This is a genomic window from Bacillus sp. FDAARGOS_235, assembly GCF_002073415.2.
Lineage (GTDB): Bacteria > Bacillota > Bacilli > Bacillales > Bacillaceae_G > Bacillus_A > Bacillus_A toyonensis.
This window is the reverse complement of the sequence record NZ_CP020437.2, coordinates 1262011-1278918: the sequence shown is the minus strand read 5'-3', so window position 1 is coordinate 1278918 and position 16908 is coordinate 1262011. Positions and strand designations below refer to the sequence as shown.

The following is a 16908-nucleotide window of genomic DNA, read 5'->3' as shown; positions in this document are numbered from 1 at the left end:
GGAAGGAAATCAAAATGATTAAAAAAATATTACGAGTTACTTCTATTATTATTGCTATTTTCGTTTTTATTTTAATTTGGATGCATATCGATGTTACCCTAGGTAGGAAAATGGAAGCTGGGAAAAACATGCCGACAGAGTATACACCTCATTATAGTGACTTTCAATTATATGTAGAAGGGAAGTCATTATATGAGCAGCTATTTGAAGATATTAAAAAAGCGAAAAGCTCCATCTACACTTATTTTTTCATTTTGTCGGATGATAAAAGTAGTCATATTTTTTTAAACTTATTAAAAGAGAAGGCGAAAGAAGGAGTAAACGTCTATTTATCGGTTGATCGCATTAATGATTTATCATTTGAAAGAAAGATGAAAAATGAATTGCAGGAAAGTGGTGTGCATTTTACATATAGTAGAAAACCTGAATTACCATTCGGGTTTTATTCTCTTCATCATCGTAATCATCGCCGTATTACGACGATTGATGGGGAGATTGGCTATACAGGCGGATTTAATATAGGAGATGAGTACTTAGGGAAAGATAAGCGATTTGGATATTGGCGTGATTATCATGTACGGCTTAAAGGAGAAGGAGCAAAAGATTTAGAACAGCAATTCGCTTTAGATTGGAAACGAGATACGAAAGAAGATATAAAGAGGAGTACGAATAAAGCTAGTAAAGGGAATACATTACATACTATGACTAGTTACAATGGGCATTACGTTGCTGAAAAATATATAGAGCTCATAAAACAAGCTCAACACTCCATTGTAATTGCAACGCCGTATTTTATAGCAAAAAATAAAGAATCCATGAATGCTTTAATCGCAGCACAAAAGCGTGGTGTTACAGTAAAAATACTTTGGTCATATAAACCAGATCTACCTCTTATAAAAGAAGCGGCGTATCCATACATACGTCAAGCTGTTAATAATGGGATTACTGTATATGGGTATAAAAAAGGAATGTTTCATGGGAAGTTAATGTTAATTGATAATGAATTAACTGTTATCGGTACAACGAACTTTACTGCACGTAGCTTCTATATTAATGATGAGATGAATTTGTATATTCATGGTGGATCTATCGTCTCAGAAGTGAATGAGGCGTTAACGCAAGATTTTCATGATTCGAAAGAAATGACGAAAGAATTTTTTGAGAAGTTATCATTTTGGGAGCGTTGTAAGGAGAAGTTGGGGGGATTGGCTGATTTTTATTTATAAAGGTTAATGAAAAGGGTGTCTTTAATAGACACCCTTTTCATGAGAAATAACTATTATTCATGCACAAGCATCGAAACATCATCATTAATCAACGTCCCCACATGTTCCCCTAAACATATTTTCTTCATCACCCCAGGCTCATCGAAGTTAAAGACATGTGCTGGTAAATTGTAGTCCCGAGCAAGCAATAAAGCGGCTTGGTCCATGACTTGTATGTTTTGTCTAACAACATCGTTATAGTTCAGCTTTCGATACATTTTCGCTGATTTGTTATGTTTTGGGTCACTTGTAAAGACACCGTCTACTCCTTGTTTTGCGACTAATATGGCGTCACTATTCATTTCGATTGCTCTCTGTACACTTGGGTAATCTGTCGTAACGAAAGGTTGCCCGTTACCGCCTCCAAAAATAACGACATAACCGTTATCTAAATGATGGACTGCACGCAAGCGAATATATGGTTCAGCTACTGCGTTAAAAGGGATGGAAGTCATAACGCGTACTTCTTTATTTGTTTTACTAGTTAAAACACCGCGGAGCATTAAGCTATTAATGATCGTACCTAACGTACCGATATTATCAGCTTCTACACGATCAATTCCCCATTCTTCAGCTAGATGACCTCTGAAAATGTTACCGCCACCGATAACGATGGATACTTCGATACCTAAATCAACAATGGATAAAATTTCGTTTGCGATATGTTCTAATCGTTTGGAGTTAAAGCTATTTCCAGTTTGATCGGCAAGAGCGCCGCCGCTTAGTTTTATTAAAACTCTTTTATATGGCCTCATAACAATTCCCCCTATATAGATCGCAATAAAAAAGGAACAAAGGCGAATGCCTTTGTTCCTTTTTAAGAAAATGAAAAAGAAAAGAAGAAGATAGGACGAATTGCTTTGTGTAGTTTTTCATACTATCCACTCCTTTTCATTTCGATTTGTTTTAAGTATATATCTTTTTGATTATACGAAACAATCTGATTACTTATCAAGTATATTTTATCGTTTTTTAACAAAATGGTGTCAATGAAAAATAGAAGAAAAATATTTGAATTTTTTGTGACAAACTTGTAGGTTTTTGTATGATTTTGTAGGTTCGCTTATATGATGTGTGAGTAGCTTTTATAAATTCAAATTGAAAGCGTTCGCATGAAGGGGATGAACATAAATGAAAAAATTCGGATTGGCAACACAAATTTTTGTCGCGCTTGTTTTAGGGATTGTAGTAGGGGCAGTCTTTTATGGCAATAAAACGGCGATTTCTTATATCACACCAATTGGGGATATATTTATTCATTTAATTAAGATGATTGTAGTACCAATTGTTATTTCAGCATTAATTGTTGCGGTAGCTGGCGTGGGAGATATGAAAAAGCTTGGGAAACTGGGCGGTAAGACAATTCTTTATTTCGAAATTATTACGACGATTGCTATTTTAATGGGATTACTTGCAGCGAATATATTCCAACCAGGTACTGGCGTTGATATGAGCAATTTACAGCAAAGTGATATTTCTTCTTATAAACAAACTGCAGATGCAACAGAGAAGAAAGGATTTGCTGAAACGATTGTTCATATTGTACCGAAAAACGTATTTGAATCTATCTCACAAGGTGACTTATTACCGATTATATTCTTCTCCGTGTTATTTGGTTTAGGAGTTGCAGCAATTGGAGAAAAAGGAAAGCCTGTCTTTAACTTTTTTGAAGGTGTACTCGAAGCAATGTTTTGGGTTACAAATCAAGTTATGAAGTTTGCACCATTCGGTGTATTCGCATTAATTGCTGTTACGGTTGCAAAATTTGGTGTAGCAACACTACTTCCGTTAGGAAAACTAGTGCTAGCTGTATACGTAACTGTTATACTATTCGTTGTGATTGTATTAGGTATTAATGCACGAATGGTTGGCGTAAACATTTTTACATTAATAAAAATTTTAAAAGAAGAACTTATTCTTTCATTTACGACAGCAAGTTCAGAAGCTGTTTTACCTAATATAATGAGAAAAATGGAAGAGTTCGGTTGTCCAAAGGCAGTTGCCTCTTTCGTAATTCCGACAGGTTATACATTTAACTTGACTGGATCGGCTATTTATCAAGCGTTAGCGGCATTGTTTGTTGCACAAATGTATGGTGTACACATGTCACTGACGGAGCAAATAACGTTATTATTCGTTCTCATGTTAACATCCAAAGGTATGGCGGGAGTTCCAGGTGCATCGTTCGTTGTTGTATTAGCAACGTTAGGTTCAATGGGGTTACCACTAGAAGGTATCGCGTTAATTGCGGGAATTGACCGCATTTTAGATATGATTCGCTCATCTGTCAATGTATTAGGAAATGCATTAGCGGCCATTGTTATGTCGAAGTGGGAAGGCGAATTCGATAATGAGAAAGCAAAACAATATGTAGAAACAGTCAAAGAAACAAAAGCAGCATAAGAAATCGTTAAGGAGTGAATAATCATGGCAACATTAACTGAAGTTAAAAATGGTGTGCGAATTGAAAAAGATTTTTTAGGTGAAAAAGAAGTACCAAATTATGCATACTACGGCGTACAAACAATGCGTGCAGTAGAAAACTTCCCAATTACAGGTTACAAAATTCATGAAGGTTTAATTCAAGCATTCGCAGTTGTAAAAAAAGCAGCAGCACTTGCAAATACAGATGTAGGTAGATTGGAATTGAATAAAGGCGGCGCGATCGCAGAAGCTGCTCAAGAAATTCTAGATGGAAAATGGCACGATCATTTCATCGTCGACCCAATTCAGGGCGGTGCGGGTACTTCAATGAACATGAATGCAAATGAAGTCATTGCCAATCGTGCTCTTGAATTATTAGGAATGGAAAAGGGAGACTATCATTATATTAGTCCAAATAGCCATGTAAATATGGCACAATCAACAAACGATGCATTCCCAACGGCGATTCATATCGCGACATTAAATGCATTAGAAGGCTTATTACAAACGATGGGTTATATGCATGATGTATTTGAATTAAAAGCAGAACAATTCGACCATGTTATTAAAATGGGTCGTACGCATTTACAAGATGCTGTACCAATTCGTCTTGGACAAGAGTTTAAAGCGTATTCTCGCGTACTAGAACGTGATATGAAACGTATTAAGCAATCACGTCAACATTTATATGAAGTAAATATGGGAGCAACTGCAGTTGGTACAGGCTTAAATGCAGATCCAGAGTATATTGAAGCAGTTGTAAAACATCTTGCTACAATTAGTGAATTACCGCTTGTTGGTGCAGAAGATTTAGTGGACGCGACGCAAAATACTGATGCGTACACAGAAGTATCTGCAGCACTAAAAGTATGTATGATGAATATGTCTAAAATTGCGAATGACCTTCGCTTAATGGCATCAGGTCCACGTGTTGGTTTAGCAGAAATTATGTTACCAGCTCGTCAACCAGGTTCTTCTATTATGCCAGGGAAAGTAAACCCTGTTATGCCAGAAGTTATTAACCAAATTGCGTTCCAAGTTATTGGTAACGATCATACAATTTGTCTTGCTTCAGAAGCAGGACAATTAGAATTAAATGTTATGGAACCAGTACTTGTTTTCAACTTACTTCAATCTATTAGCATTATGAATAATGGTTTCCGTGCCTTTACAGATAATTGCTTAAAAGGAATTGAAGCGAATGAAGATCGTTTAAAAGAGTACGTTGAGAAAAGTGTAGGAATTATTACAGCCGTGAACCCTCATATCGGTTATGAAGCAGCAGCTCGTGTTGCGAAAGAAGCAATTGCAACAGGTCAATCCGTTCGTGAACTTTGTGTAAAAAATGGTGTATTGTCACAAGAAGATTTAGAGTTAATTCTAGATCCATTCGAAATGACACATCCAGGGATTGCAGGAGCAACTCTTTTAAAGAAAAATTAAAAGAAGAGGGGGACAATCCCCTCTTTTTTGTTTACAATATAGAAATGCTATATATGAATAGAGGTAGGGATGTTATGAGTAAGTTTACAGTGGCTTCTAATGGTGCATTAGAAACAACATTAAGAGGAGCAGAAGTATTATCAACACCACTTTTAAATAAAGGGGTAGCTTTCACACAAGAGGAAAGAGAAGAGTTAGGTTTAAAAGGGTTATTACCGCCAGCTGTTTTAACATTAGAAGAACAAGCACGCCGAGCATATGAACAATTTAGTTCTCAGCCGGATGATTTATTAAAAAATGTATACTTAACGGCGTTACATGATCGAAATGAAGTATTATTTTATCGTATATTAACAGATCATTTACGTGAAATGTTACCGATTGTATATACACCAACTGTAGGTGTAGCAATTCAAAGGTATAGTCATGAATACCGTAAACCACGTGGTATTTATTTATCAATTAACGATCCATCAGGTATTGAAGATGCATTTGCCAATATCGGTGCAACAGCTGAAAACATTGATTTAGTCGTTGTAACGGATGGAGAAGGTATATTAGGAATTGGTGATTGGGGTGTTGGTGGAATTAACATCGCAATCGGGAAATTAGCTGTATATACGGCCGCAGTTGGAATCGATCCTAGCCGTGTATTACCGGTAATTTTAGATGTAGGTACAAATCGTGAGGAATTATTAAACAATCCATTTTATATTGGAAATCGTCATCCTCGTATAACAGGTGAAGCGTACGATGAATTTATTGATACGTTTGTTCAAGCGGTAAATAAACAATTCCCAAAGGCGCTTCTACATTGGGAAGACTTCAGTTCTCGAAATGCACGAAAAATTTTAGATAAATATCGTCATGACGTTTGTACATTTAATGATGATATTCAAGGTACAGGGGCAGTTTCACTTGCTGCTGTATTATCGGCAGTAAAAGCTTCTGGTGTACCGCTAAGTGAGCACCGTGTTGTTGTGTTTGGTGCTGGTACGGCTGGAATCGGTATCGCAGATCAAGTAAGAGATGCAATGGTTCGCGTCGGCTTATCAGATGAAGAATCTCATAATCGTTTCTGGTGTATTGACCGTAACGGATTAGTTACAGATAATATGGAAGGTCTTCTTGATTTCCAAATTCCATATGCAAGAAAAGAAGCGGAAGTAAGTGATTGGAAACAAAATGATGTGATCGGGCTTGCTGAAGTTGTGAAACATGTAAAACCGACAATTTTAATTGGAACATCAACAGTTGCGGGCGCATTTAAAGAAGAGATTATTAAAGAAATGGCTTCTCACGTAGAAAGACCAATTATTTTACCAATGTCGAATCCAACACCACTTGCGGAAGCGAAACCAGCAGATTTAATCGAGTGGACAGAAGGAAGAGCGTTAGTTGCAACAGGAAGTCCGTTTGAACCAGTTACATATAACGGTGTAACGTATGTGATTGGACAGTCAAATAACGCACTTATTTTCCCGGGACTAGGTCTTGGTACAATTGTTGTTCGTGCAAGCGTCATGACGGATGGAATGTTCGCAGCAGCAGCTGAAGCAGTTGCAAGTATGGTAGATACAAGTCAGCCAGGAGCACCTATTTTGCCAGAAGTTGAAGAGTTACGTAATATCTCTGAACTAGTTGCAATTGAAGTAGCGAAAGTTGCAGTTGCAGAAGGTGTTGCTAGAGAAAACTTAAGTGATAACGATATTAAGATTGCAGTGAAAGAAGCAATGTGGAAGCCTGAGTATCGTCAAATAAAAGCGGTAGAAAAGGTTAGTATATAGAGAAAAAGCCCGTTTATAATAATAAACGGGCTTTACTTATACATTTTGAAAAATATATAGGAAGTGGCAGCTTTGAATTGGAATCAATTATGGAAGAAAGATATGTATCTTTTAATTATATTAATGGTAGTTGTCCCAATTGCTGGAGAGCTTAATTTTCATCCTTTTAATGATATGTTTCGTGTTAGCTTCGGGACACCGCTTTTCTTCTTTTTATTATTATTTTTAAGAAGAATACCAGCAGCAGCTGCAGGTGTTCTCGTCGGTATATCTGTAGTTTTATTCCGTGTAAGTCTTGACTGGGTATTGCAAGGTTCATTCCATATGACAGAATCATTTTATTTGCGCTATCCTGTGTTCTTTTATTATTTTATTTATGGAAGCCTCTTTTCGTTTTGTAGGGTAAATAAGTTTCATCAGAAGCCAATTGTTATTGGGTGCCTTGGAATTTCAATTGAAATTATTGCAAGTATGTCAGAACTTGCGTTTTATCATATGCTCGTACTAGGCACAACGATAACAGTTTCTGAAGTGAATAAACTAATCATTATAGCTATTTTCCGTAGTTTCTTTGCGCTCGGTTTTTTAAATATGATGAATTTATATGAAACGAAATTAAAAGAATCCCAAGTTCGAAAAGAAAATGAAAATATGTTAATGTATCTCTCTAATTTATATGTGGAATCTGTCCATTTGAAAAAAACGTTACAAAATGCTGAGTTAATTACACAGGAAGCATATCAACTATATCGAAACTTACAAGCGAACGATGACTTAAATAGCAAAACAGCTTTAAAAATAGCAGGAGAAGTGCATGAAATAAAAAAGGATAATCAAAGGATTTTTGCAGGGTTATCTAAACTGTTATTAGATAAAAATGTGGCTGAGTATGTAGAAGGACATGAATTAGCGGAAATAATTGTAAGAATAAATGAGAAGTATGCTGAAATGCTAGGAAAAGATATACGTTTTTCTAAACATATAGAAGGTGAGCACGCTGCATATCACGTGTATACAGTTCTATCAATTTTTAATAATTTAGTTGCAAATGCAGTGGAAGCAATTGAGGATAGAGGTCTCATTAGTATAAAGCTATATAAACGAGATAAACATATATTCTTTGAAGTAATTGACGATGGTCCTGGTATTGCACAGAAGTATAAGAAATTAGTATTTAAGCCAGGGTTTACTTCAAAGTATGATCAAACGGGAACACCGTCAACAGGTATTGGACTTTCTTACATAAACGAAATGGTAACAGAGCTAGGTGGAGAAGTGAGATTAGAAGAACGAGAAACTGGTGGCGGGTGTAAGTTTATCGTTTGTTTACCGGAGTGCAGTTTAAAGCGGGAAGGGGAATAATGTTGTTTTATTATATCGTAGATGATGATGAAGTTTTCCGTTCTATGCTTTCGCAAATTATTGAAGATGGAGATCTTGGGGAAGTAATTGGAGAGTCGGAAGACGGAGCTTTTATTGAAGCGGACCAACTGAATTTTAAAAAAGTAGATATTTTGTTTATTGATTTATTAATGCCAATGCGAGACGGAATTGAAACAGTTCGTCATATTGCGTCCGCTTTTACTGGGAAGATCATTATGATTTCTCAAGTTGAATCGAAGCAACTTATAGGTGAGGCGTATACACTTGGAGTAGAATATTATATTACAAAGCCACTGAATAAAATTGAAGTTGTATCTGTTGTACGAAAAGTAATGGAGCGTATTCGTTTGGAGCGTTCTATACATGATATTCAAAAATCATTGAATAACGTTTTTAAGTGGGAACAGCCGCAAGTTCGAAATGAGCCAATACAAGAAGGGAAGAAAATAGCGGATTCAGGGCGCTATTTATTATCAGAACTCGGTATTGCGGGAGAGAACGGAAGCAAAGACTTGCTTAGTATGTTGGAATATTTATATGGGCAGGAAAAGGCACAAACATTTGAATTTGGATTTCCTGCATTAAAAGATATTTTCCATCATATTACAATAAGGAAATTAGGGGATGTAGCTTTAGATACGGATATTGATAAAGAGAAGAAAGCATCTGAGCAAAGGGTAAGAAGGGCGATTTATCAATCGTTAAATCACTTAGCTTCCCTCGGGTTAACAGACTTTTCGAATCCGAAATTTGAAAGCTATGCTCCGAAATTTTTTGATTTTACTATAGTTAGAAAACGGATGACAGAAATGACGAAAGATGAAGTAGCGGCTTCTGGTCATATACGTATTAACACGAAGAAGTTTATTCAAGTGTTGTATTTTGAGGCAAAACGGTTGATGGAGATAGAATGAAAAGAGATAAGTGTTTCAGATTGTAGACAAAGTCTTGTTCAAATGACATTGAGTTTCTTGGTGCTCAACACGCTTTTGACTCTCTTTTTTCATTAGAGTTGGAATAGAAGCAAAAAATAAATATAATATGGTTAATGCACCAACGGGGAGGAGGACAGGGCATGAATAAAGAAGAAAAGATCATAGTGGGTTTCAGGGACTTATATAATAAGATTGTTTGGCTTAATAAGGATAAGATGGAAGACAGTCTTAAGGGGTATAATTCTTCTGAAGTACATTGTATCGAATACATTGAAAAAAATGTAGATTCTAACGTGACAAAACTTGCGGAGTCCTTTTATATGACTCGCGGTGCCATAAGTAGAATAACAAAAAAACTTATAAAAAAAGGCCTTATCGAAAGTTATCAGAAGTCGGATAATAAGAAAGAAATCTATTTTAGGCTTACTGAACAAGGGAAAGTAATTTATAAAATACATGAGGATCTGCACAAAGAGTTTGAAGAACGGGATAAAGTTGTGTTTGATCAAGTAACCGAGGAAGAATTTGATAGTATACTTAGCTTTGTGGAAAAGTATAGTAGACATTTAGATACAGAAATAAAGAAACAAGGTGTACATATTAAGTCGTAATCTATTTAAAAAATAAAAATGAAACGAAAGGCAGTCCAAGGATGGATTGCCTTTTTTATTGTTGTAATTTTGTTGACAGGGAAACAAAATGGAGTTATTGTTTTGTTGATAAGGAAACAAAAATAACTGTTGGGGTGAGAATGTAAATGTCCAAATTCAGATCACATAATGAACATAATACGGAAAGAGTCATAGATAAACACGCCTTACTATTCGGTCTTATCTCTGTGTTTCTTTGTGGAATAGGATTCAGCATTATAATACCTGTCGTTCCATTTTTAGTGCAGCCGTATACAAGTAATTCGGCAGAACAAGCGGTCTTCGTTACGCTATTAACTTCTGTTTATGCAGTCTGCGTATTTTTTGCGGCTCCCGCACTTGGAGCTTTGAGTGATAAATATGGTCGTCGTCCATTACTTTTAGTATGCCTTTTCGGTTCCGCAATCGGGTACTTAGTTTTTGGCATAGGAGGAGCTCTATGGATACTATTTGCTGGGCGCATAATAGAAGGTATAACAGGAGGGAGCATAAGCACTATCTTCGCATATTTTGCAGATATTATTCCTCCAGAACAAAGAACGAAATACTTCGGATGGGTAAGTGCGGTTGTAGTAGTAGGCACTGTTATTGGACCAACTATAGGTGGATATCTTGCCAAGTTTGGTTATTCTGTACCTATGTATTTTGGAGTAATCATAACTTTATTAAATGTTGTTTATGGAATCTTATATATGCCTGAGAGCCTTGACAAAAATAAAAGATTGAAAGAGATTACCTTTGTAAGATTGAATCCATTTACACAACTTGCAAATATACTTTCCATGAAAAATTTAAAATGGCTACTTGTCTCAGCATTCTTACTTTGGATACCAAATGGATCTTTACAGGCAATTTTTTCACAATTTACAATGGATACTTTTAGTTGGAAGCCTGCGTTAATCGGACTTATGTTTTCAATTATGGGATTCCAAGATATCATTTCACAAAGTTTTATAATGCCAAAACTTTTGACAAAACTTACTGATAAACAGATAGCAATTCTCGGAATGGTTTCGGAGATTATAGGTTATAGTCTTATTGCAGCATCAGCTTTGTTCTCATTTTATCCGTTTCTTATCGCTGGAATGTTTATATATGGTTTTGGTGATTCCATCTTTGGACCTTCATTCAATGGGATGCTCTCGAAGTCTGTCGATTCTAGTGAACAAGGAAGGATTCAAGGAGGTAGTCAATCTATTCAAGCTTTAGCAAGAATGATTGGGCCGATTATTGGAGGTCAAATTTATGTTTCACTTGGGCATGCCGCACCTGCTTGTATGGGGATCATCCTTATACTAGCCGCAATAACAGTCTTATATAAGGGCACGCATGAAAATATGTAAATTATCTACTTTATCCTCTTATTATAGACAGTAAGCCCCCTGCATCAAAATATGCACATCCATCTCTACGGTGTGTGTGTGAAAAACCTTTATCACTCTTCTTCATAAAATCATATCTTTTAAATTGTTGATGCGATGGCCAGTAAAACTTTTACATGAAAAATGTAGAAAATATTTAAATACTATGCTGGAACCTTTCAGAACCGCCTGTATAATAGGCGGTTTTAAGAGTTTAGGGACAAGTGCTGAAACTCTATTTGCTTACAGTCTGAGGCGTTTATAAATAAGTATCTTTTTTGTTAAACCAACATTTTATATTTTCTCGTGAAGCATGTAAAATGTTAAGTAAAAGAAAATGGTTTTACAGTAAGGAAGTGTCAAAGCAATGAGTTTTACGTTAAATAAATCGATTATTAAAGAAGTGTGCGGAGAGACCTCATATAAAAGAGGCGAAGCTTATTATAAATCAAATAAAGTAATAATAAATCATTATGATGAAAATAAAGAAATTTGCGAGGCGACAGTAAAAGGAAACGAAGATTTTCATGTTACAGTCGAAAAAATTAAAAAGGGTGATGTTGTTGCGAAATGTAGTTGTCCGTCATTAGCGTCTTTTCAAACGTACTGTCAACATGTTGCAGCAGTATTGATACAAATAAATTATAATCAGCAAACGGGTGGAATGCGCCCAGCTAGTAGTGAACACATGAGCGGGAATGATCAATTAACAAGTGGGATGTTTCAGTTGTTTGCAGACAAGCCACTGAGACCGAAAAGTAAACAACATCGTTTTGATACACGTGAAATACTTCATGTTGAATTTATTTGTACACCAGTAGTTACGAAACAAGGTGGAGCGCTTCTAGGAATGCAGCTGAAACTTGCCAAAACGTATTTCGTAAATCAGATTAGAGAATTTCTTTTTAAGGTGGAGAGAAGAGAACTTTTTAATTGTTCCAATGAGTTTACATATACACCAGATGTACATAGCTTTAAACAAGATACAGATGCGATTATTCAGCAACTTATTAAAATTCATCATAATGAAAAAATGTATGAGGATACGCTAGAAGTACATGCAAAACAAGATGATAGCATGATTTTAATACCGCCAGCGTCTTGGGGGGATATGCTTTCTTTACTTTCTAAAGTTGAGTGTGTGAGACTGAATCAAAATGGACAATCTTTTCATGGTTTACAAATTTCAAAAGGACTCCTTCCATTACATTTTGAGTTTAATAAAGGGAGTAACAGTGGGTTTACGCTTTATATTGATGGCTTACAACGAGTTGAGGTAATGGATACGTATAGTTATGCTCTATTTGGAGGGAAACTGTATCAGTTGAACGCTGAGGATTGCAAGCGGCTTATCGAATTACAAAAAATGATGAATCGCTCTAGTAGTAACCAATTATACATTCCGGCAGATAAGATGGAATATTTTGTAGCAAAAGTTGTACCAGGTTTAATGAAGCTAGGAACTGTACGAATTGATGAGGTAGTATCAGATCGTGTTGAAACACCCGTATTAAAAGCGAAATTATATTTAGATAGAGTGAAAAATCGCTTGTTAGCAGGTCTTGAATTTCACTATGGAAACGTCATAATTAATCCGTTAGAAGAGGATGGACAGCCGTCTGTTTTTAATCGTGATGAGAAAAAGGAAAAAGAGATTTTAGATATTATGAGTGAAAGTGCCTTTGCGAAAACGGAAGGCGGTTACTTTATGCATAATGAAGAAGCTGAGTACAATTTTTTATATCACGTCGTTCCAACATTAAAAGGTTTACTTGATATTTATGCGACGACAGCAATCAAATTACGAATTCATAAAGGAGATACAGCTCCTCTTATTAGAGTTAGACGAAAAGAGAGGATAGACTGGTTGTCATTTCGTTTTGATATAAAAGGAATACCGGAGGCGGAAATTAAAGGAGTATTAGTAGCTCTTGAAGAGAAACGGAAATATTACCGATTAGCGAACGGTTCTTTATTATCACTGGAGAGTAAAGAGTTTAATGAAATTAATCAATTTGTAAAAGAAACGGGTATTCGGAAAGAATTTTTACATGGGGAAGAAGTGAATGTTCCGCTTATCCGGAGTGTAAAATGGATGAACGGACTTCACGAAGGTAATGTTTTAAGTTTGGATGATTCTGTTCAAGAGCTAGTAGAAAATATTCAAAACCCGAAAAAATTGAAATTTGCTGTGCCAAATACTTTACAGGCAGAAATGCGAGAGTATCAAGTGTATGGATTCGAGTGGATGAAAACACTCGCCTATTACCGTTTTGGAGGCATTTTAGCAGACGATATGGGACTCGGGAAAACACTGCAAAGCATTGCTTTTATAGACTCTGTTTTGCCTGAAATTCGAGAGAAAAACATGCCTATATTAGTAGTCTCTCCGTCGTCCCTCGTCTATAATTGGCTGAGTGAATTGAAAAAATTCGCCCCGCATATTAGAGCAGTTATTGCAGATGGAAATCAAATAGAGCGCCGGAAAATTTTAAAAGATATAGCAGAATTTGATGTCATAATTACGTCATATCCATTGCTGAGAAGAGATATAAGGTTGTATGAAAGGCCGTTTCATACACTATTTCTTGATGAAGCACAAGCGTTTAAAAACCCTACAACGCAAACTGCAAAAGCGGTGAAAACGATTCAAGCGGAGTATCGTTTCGGATTAACAGGAACACCTGTAGAAAATTCGTTAGAAGAGCTATGGTCTATCTTCCATGTCGTCTTCCCAGAATTATTACCAGGAAGAAAAGAGTTCGGTGATTTAAGGCGTGAGGATATAGCGAAGCGAGTGAAACCATTCGTATTAAGACGATTAAAAGAGGACGTATTAAATGAGTTGCCAGATAAAATAGAGCATTTACAGTCATCGGAGTTATTACCAGACCAAAAGAGATTGTATGCAGCTTATTTAGCGAAATTAAGGGAAGAAACGTTAAAACATTTAGACAAAGATACGTTACGTAAAAATAAAATTAGAATATTAGCTGGTTTAACGAGATTACGACAAATTTGTAATCATCCTGCTTTATTCGTTGATGATTACAAAGGCAGTTCAGCTAAATTTGAACAACTGTTAGAGATTTTAGAAGAATGTAGAAGTACTGGGAAGAGAATTTTGATCTTTTCTCAATTTACGAAGATGCTTTCCATTATTGGTCGTGAGTTAAATCGTCAAGCGATTCCATACTTTTATTTAGACGGGAGTACACCAGCGCAGGAACGTGTAGAGCTATGCAATCGGTTTAACGAAGGTGAAGGCGATTTGTTTCTTATTTCTTTAAAAGCTGGTGGTACGGGTCTTAACTTAACTGGTGCAGATACAGTGATATTATATGATTTATGGTGGAATCCAGCTGTTGAACAACAAGCAGCAGATAGAGCATATAGAATGGGACAAAAAAATACGGTGCAAGTTATTAAGTTAGTAGCCCACGGAACAATTGAAGAGAAAATGCATGAACTACAAGAAACGAAGAAAAATTTAATTGCTGAAGTAATTGAGCCAGGAGAAGGGAAATTATCCTCCATAACTGAGGAAGAAATTCGAGAAATTCTTATGATTTAAAATAAAAAAAGCTATGCTTTCAAATTTATGAGAGCATAGTTTTTTTGTTTTAATAATTATATTTTGTTTTGAACAAAGTAAAGAAATCAAATGGTATTTAAATTACTTCTTTGTGCCTTTACTTTTATATGGCTTTGCTGCTTTCTTTTTCTTTGCACTTGATTGCCAACGGTTCCATCCTTTACTTCCTGTACCTTGTCCTACACCTTTTTTCGGTTTCGCTTTCGTTTTGCTCATATGATCACTCCGTTATATAAAAATCTTGTTTGATAATAGTCAATGAATTAGAAAATACTCTTGATAAATGACTATGTTTGCTTTAAGTAAAAACAAACTGCTTGAATGCTATAGTATATCATGAAATTGCAAGTAAACTGAAAGGAATTACAAAGAAAATGAAAATAATAAGAAATACTGCGGATTCTATATTTCGAACGATTACACTAATTGTTGTGTATACGTTAGTTTCGGTTAGTGAAACATTTTTTGGATTGACGAGGCAGAAGAAGTAAAGATGTTAAATTAACAACAATCAATAAAGCCGTAAAATATAGAATTGAAAAATATTTTAAAACTTTTTGTTGACTTTCTTTATTTTTTGTATAGAATAATCATTAATAAAATGTTTCAGAGATGTGACAACAAAACGACTATGAAAGGACGAGTAGTAGTAGGACGTAGTCTAAGCGAGTCAGGGGTGGTGTGAGCCTGATACGAAGCCTATTATGAAGAACCTCCTGGAGTTGCTAACCGAAACCCTTTATAGGAAAGTAGACTTAGCCGGGCACTTCGCCGTTACAAGAAGAACAGTATCGAGATCTTCATCTCCGTACTGTATAAGTGAGCAACCTCTGTTGCTAATTTGGGTGGTACCGCGGAACCAAAGCCTTTCGTCCCAGTTTTTTGGGGAAGAAGGGCTTTTTTTGTTGGCTTCTTTTCACAACATCCAAACATTTTAGGGGGAAACCACCATGTATCAATCATTAATGACAGTAAGAGAGACTCAAATCGCAATTAAGGAAGTTAAAACATTTTTCGAAGACCAATTAGCAAAACGTCTTGAACTATTCCGCGTATCTGCACCATTATTCGTAACAAAAAAATCAGGATTAAACGATCATCTAAACGGTGTAGAACGTCCAATTGAATTTGATATGTTACATTCAGGAGAAGAATTAGAAATTGTTCATTCACTAGCAAAGTGGAAACGATTTGCACTACATGAATATGGATATGAAGCTGGTGAAGGTTTATATACAAACATGAACGCGATTCGTCGTGATGAAGAACTTGATGCAACACATTCCATTTACGTCGACCAATGGGATTGGGAAAAAATCGTTCAAAAAGAATGGCGCACTGTAGATTACTTACAAGAAACAGTACGGACAATTTATGGAATATTCAAAGATTTGGAAGATCACTTATTTGAAAAATATCCGTTCCTTGGAAAGTATTTACCAGAAGAAGTTGTTTTCATTACTTCCCAAGAGCTAGAAGATAAATATCCAGAATTAACGCCGAAAGACCGTGAACATGCAATTGCAAAAGAACACGGTGCAGTCTTCATTATCGGAATTGGTGATGCACTTCGTTCAGGTGAAAAGCATGACGGACGCGCAGCCGATTATGATGATTGGAAATTAAACGGTGACATTTTATTCTGGCACCCAGTATTACAAGCTTCATTCGAATTATCATCAATGGGAATTCGTGTTGATAGTAAATCACTTGATGAACAGTTAACAAAAACGGGTGATGATTTCAAACGTGAGTATGATTTCCATAAAGGTATTTTAGAAGATGTACTACCATTAACAATTGGTGGTGGTATTGGACAATCAAGAATGTGCATGTACTTTTTACGCAAAGCACATATCGGTGAAGTTCAATCTTCTGTATGGCCTGACGATTTACGTGAAGCTTGTAAGAAAGAAAACATTCATCTGTTTTAATTAATATAAGTGAGAGGGAGAGTAGCTTGAAAATAGAGTTACTCTCCCTTTTTTTATTGTGTAAACTAGTGGTTTACAGTGCGTGTTACTAATAGTTTCTTTCTTTTTTATCTCCCTTTATGTAATAATTT

12 protein-coding genes and 1 other annotated feature are annotated in these 16908 nt (G+C 35.8%); of the genes, 10 read left to right on the top strand and 2 right to left on the bottom strand.

The features are described 5' to 3' along the window. Positions 1-14 precede the first annotated feature (14 nt). Positions 15-1226, top strand: coding sequence for a phospholipase D-like domain-containing protein (locus tag A6J74_RS08115; RefSeq protein ID WP_000591925.1), 1212 nt, complete (start codon positions 15-17; stop codon positions 1224-1226). Between the two features lie 53 nt (positions 1227-1279). Here the strand turns inward: A6J74_RS08115 and pyrH are convergent, their stop codons facing one another. After that, positions 1280-2020: a UMP kinase gene (gene pyrH / locus A6J74_RS08110; RefSeq protein ID WP_001248057.1), complete on the bottom strand. Its 741-nt coding sequence runs from the start codon at positions 2018-2020 to the stop codon at positions 1280-1282. A gap of 376 nt (positions 2021-2396) precedes the next feature. Between pyrH and A6J74_RS08105 the strand changes: the two genes are divergently transcribed. The 8 genes from A6J74_RS08105 (at position 2397) to A6J74_RS08070 (ending at position 14822) form a co-directional block, all read left to right on the top strand. Then, positions 2397-3668: a cation:dicarboxylate symporter family transporter gene (locus tag A6J74_RS08105; protein WP_000713298.1), complete on the top strand. Its 1272-nt coding sequence runs from the start codon at positions 2397-2399 to the stop codon at positions 3666-3668. Positions 3669-3692: 24 nt separating this feature from the next. After that, entirely contained in the window at positions 3693-5132 is a 1440-nt protein-coding gene (gene aspA / locus A6J74_RS08100; RefSeq protein WP_000224192.1) for an aspartate ammonia-lyase, read from the top strand. Between the two features lie 74 nt (positions 5133-5206). After that, a complete protein-coding gene (gene malS, locus A6J74_RS08095) occupies positions 5207-6919 on the top strand; it encodes an oxaloacetate-decarboxylating malate dehydrogenase (RefSeq protein ID WP_002093791.1) in 1713 nt (570 codons plus the stop codon). 63 nt (positions 6920-6982) lie between these two features. Next, complete coding sequence (locus tag A6J74_RS08090) at positions 6983-8281, top strand: sensor histidine kinase (RefSeq protein WP_002038412.1); 1299 nt, start codon at positions 6983-6985, stop codon at positions 8279-8281. A 2-nt stretch (positions 8282-8283) separates the two neighbouring features. Beyond that, on the top strand, positions 8284-9216 hold the full coding sequence (locus A6J74_RS08085) for a response regulator (RefSeq protein ID WP_033657313.1): 933 nt from the start codon (positions 8284-8286) through the stop codon (positions 9214-9216). Between the two features lie 161 nt (positions 9217-9377). Further along, entirely contained in the window at positions 9378-9848 is a 471-nt protein-coding gene (locus A6J74_RS08080; protein ID WP_001030884.1) for a MarR family transcriptional regulator, read from the top strand. 146 nt (positions 9849-9994) lie between these two features. Continuing rightward, the gene (locus A6J74_RS08075; protein ID WP_000033172.1) at positions 9995-11230 is read left to right on the top strand and encodes an MFS transporter; all 1236 of its coding nucleotides are present in this window, start codon (positions 9995-9997) and stop codon (positions 11228-11230) included. A 385-nt stretch (positions 11231-11615) separates the two neighbouring features. Further along, positions 11616-14822 (top strand): DEAD/DEAH box helicase, encoded by a 3207-nt coding sequence (locus A6J74_RS08070; RefSeq protein ID WP_000011060.1) that lies wholly within the window; start codon positions 11616-11618, stop codon positions 14820-14822. 102 nt (positions 14823-14924) lie between these two features. Here A6J74_RS08070 and A6J74_RS08065 read toward each other — a convergent pair whose 3' ends face one another. After that, positions 14925-15059 (bottom strand): DUF3934 domain-containing protein, encoded by a 135-nt coding sequence (locus A6J74_RS08065; RefSeq protein ID WP_000047591.1) that lies wholly within the window; start codon positions 15057-15059, stop codon positions 14925-14927. Positions 15060-15465: 406 nt separating this feature from the next. Next, positions 15466-15723 (top strand) — a binding site (T-box leader). A 70-nt stretch (positions 15724-15793) separates the two neighbouring features. On the opposite strand from A6J74_RS08065, the gene asnA reads away from it, so the two are divergent. Beyond that, on the top strand, positions 15794-16777 hold the full coding sequence (gene asnA / locus A6J74_RS08050) for an aspartate--ammonia ligase (protein ID WP_000284901.1): 984 nt from the start codon (positions 15794-15796) through the stop codon (positions 16775-16777). The last annotated feature ends 131 nt before the right edge of the window (positions 16778-16908 follow it).

Bases quoted from the DNA above. Each gene is read 5' to 3' on its own strand.
- pyrH (WP_001248057.1), bottom strand. From the start codon at position 2,020: ATGAGGCCATATAAAAGAGTTTTAATAAAACTAAGCGGCGGCGCTCTT.
- A6J74_RS08070 (WP_000011060.1), top strand. From the start codon at position 11,616: ATGAGTTTTACGTTAAATAAATCGATTATTAAAGAAGTGTGCGGAGAG.
- A6J74_RS08065 (WP_000047591.1), bottom strand. From the start codon at position 15,059: ATGAGCAAAACGAAAGCGAAACCGAAAAAAGGTGTAGGACAAGGTACA.
- A6J74_RS08075 (WP_000033172.1), top strand. From the start codon at position 9,995: ATGTCCAAATTCAGATCACATAATGAACATAATACGGAAAGAGTCATA.
- malS (WP_002093791.1), top strand. From the start codon at position 5,207: ATGAGTAAGTTTACAGTGGCTTCTAATGGTGCATTAGAAACAACATTA.
- A6J74_RS08080 (WP_001030884.1), top strand. From the start codon at position 9,378: ATGAATAAAGAAGAAAAGATCATAGTGGGTTTCAGGGACTTATATAAT.
- aspA (WP_000224192.1), top strand. From the start codon at position 3,693: ATGGCAACATTAACTGAAGTTAAAAATGGTGTGCGAATTGAAAAAGAT.
- A6J74_RS08115 (WP_000591925.1), top strand. From the start codon at position 15: ATGATTAAAAAAATATTACGAGTTACTTCTATTATTATTGCTATTTTC.
- A6J74_RS08105 (WP_000713298.1), top strand. From the start codon at position 2,397: ATGAAAAAATTCGGATTGGCAACACAAATTTTTGTCGCGCTTGTTTTA.
- asnA (WP_000284901.1), top strand. From the start codon at position 15,794: ATGTATCAATCATTAATGACAGTAAGAGAGACTCAAATCGCAATTAAG.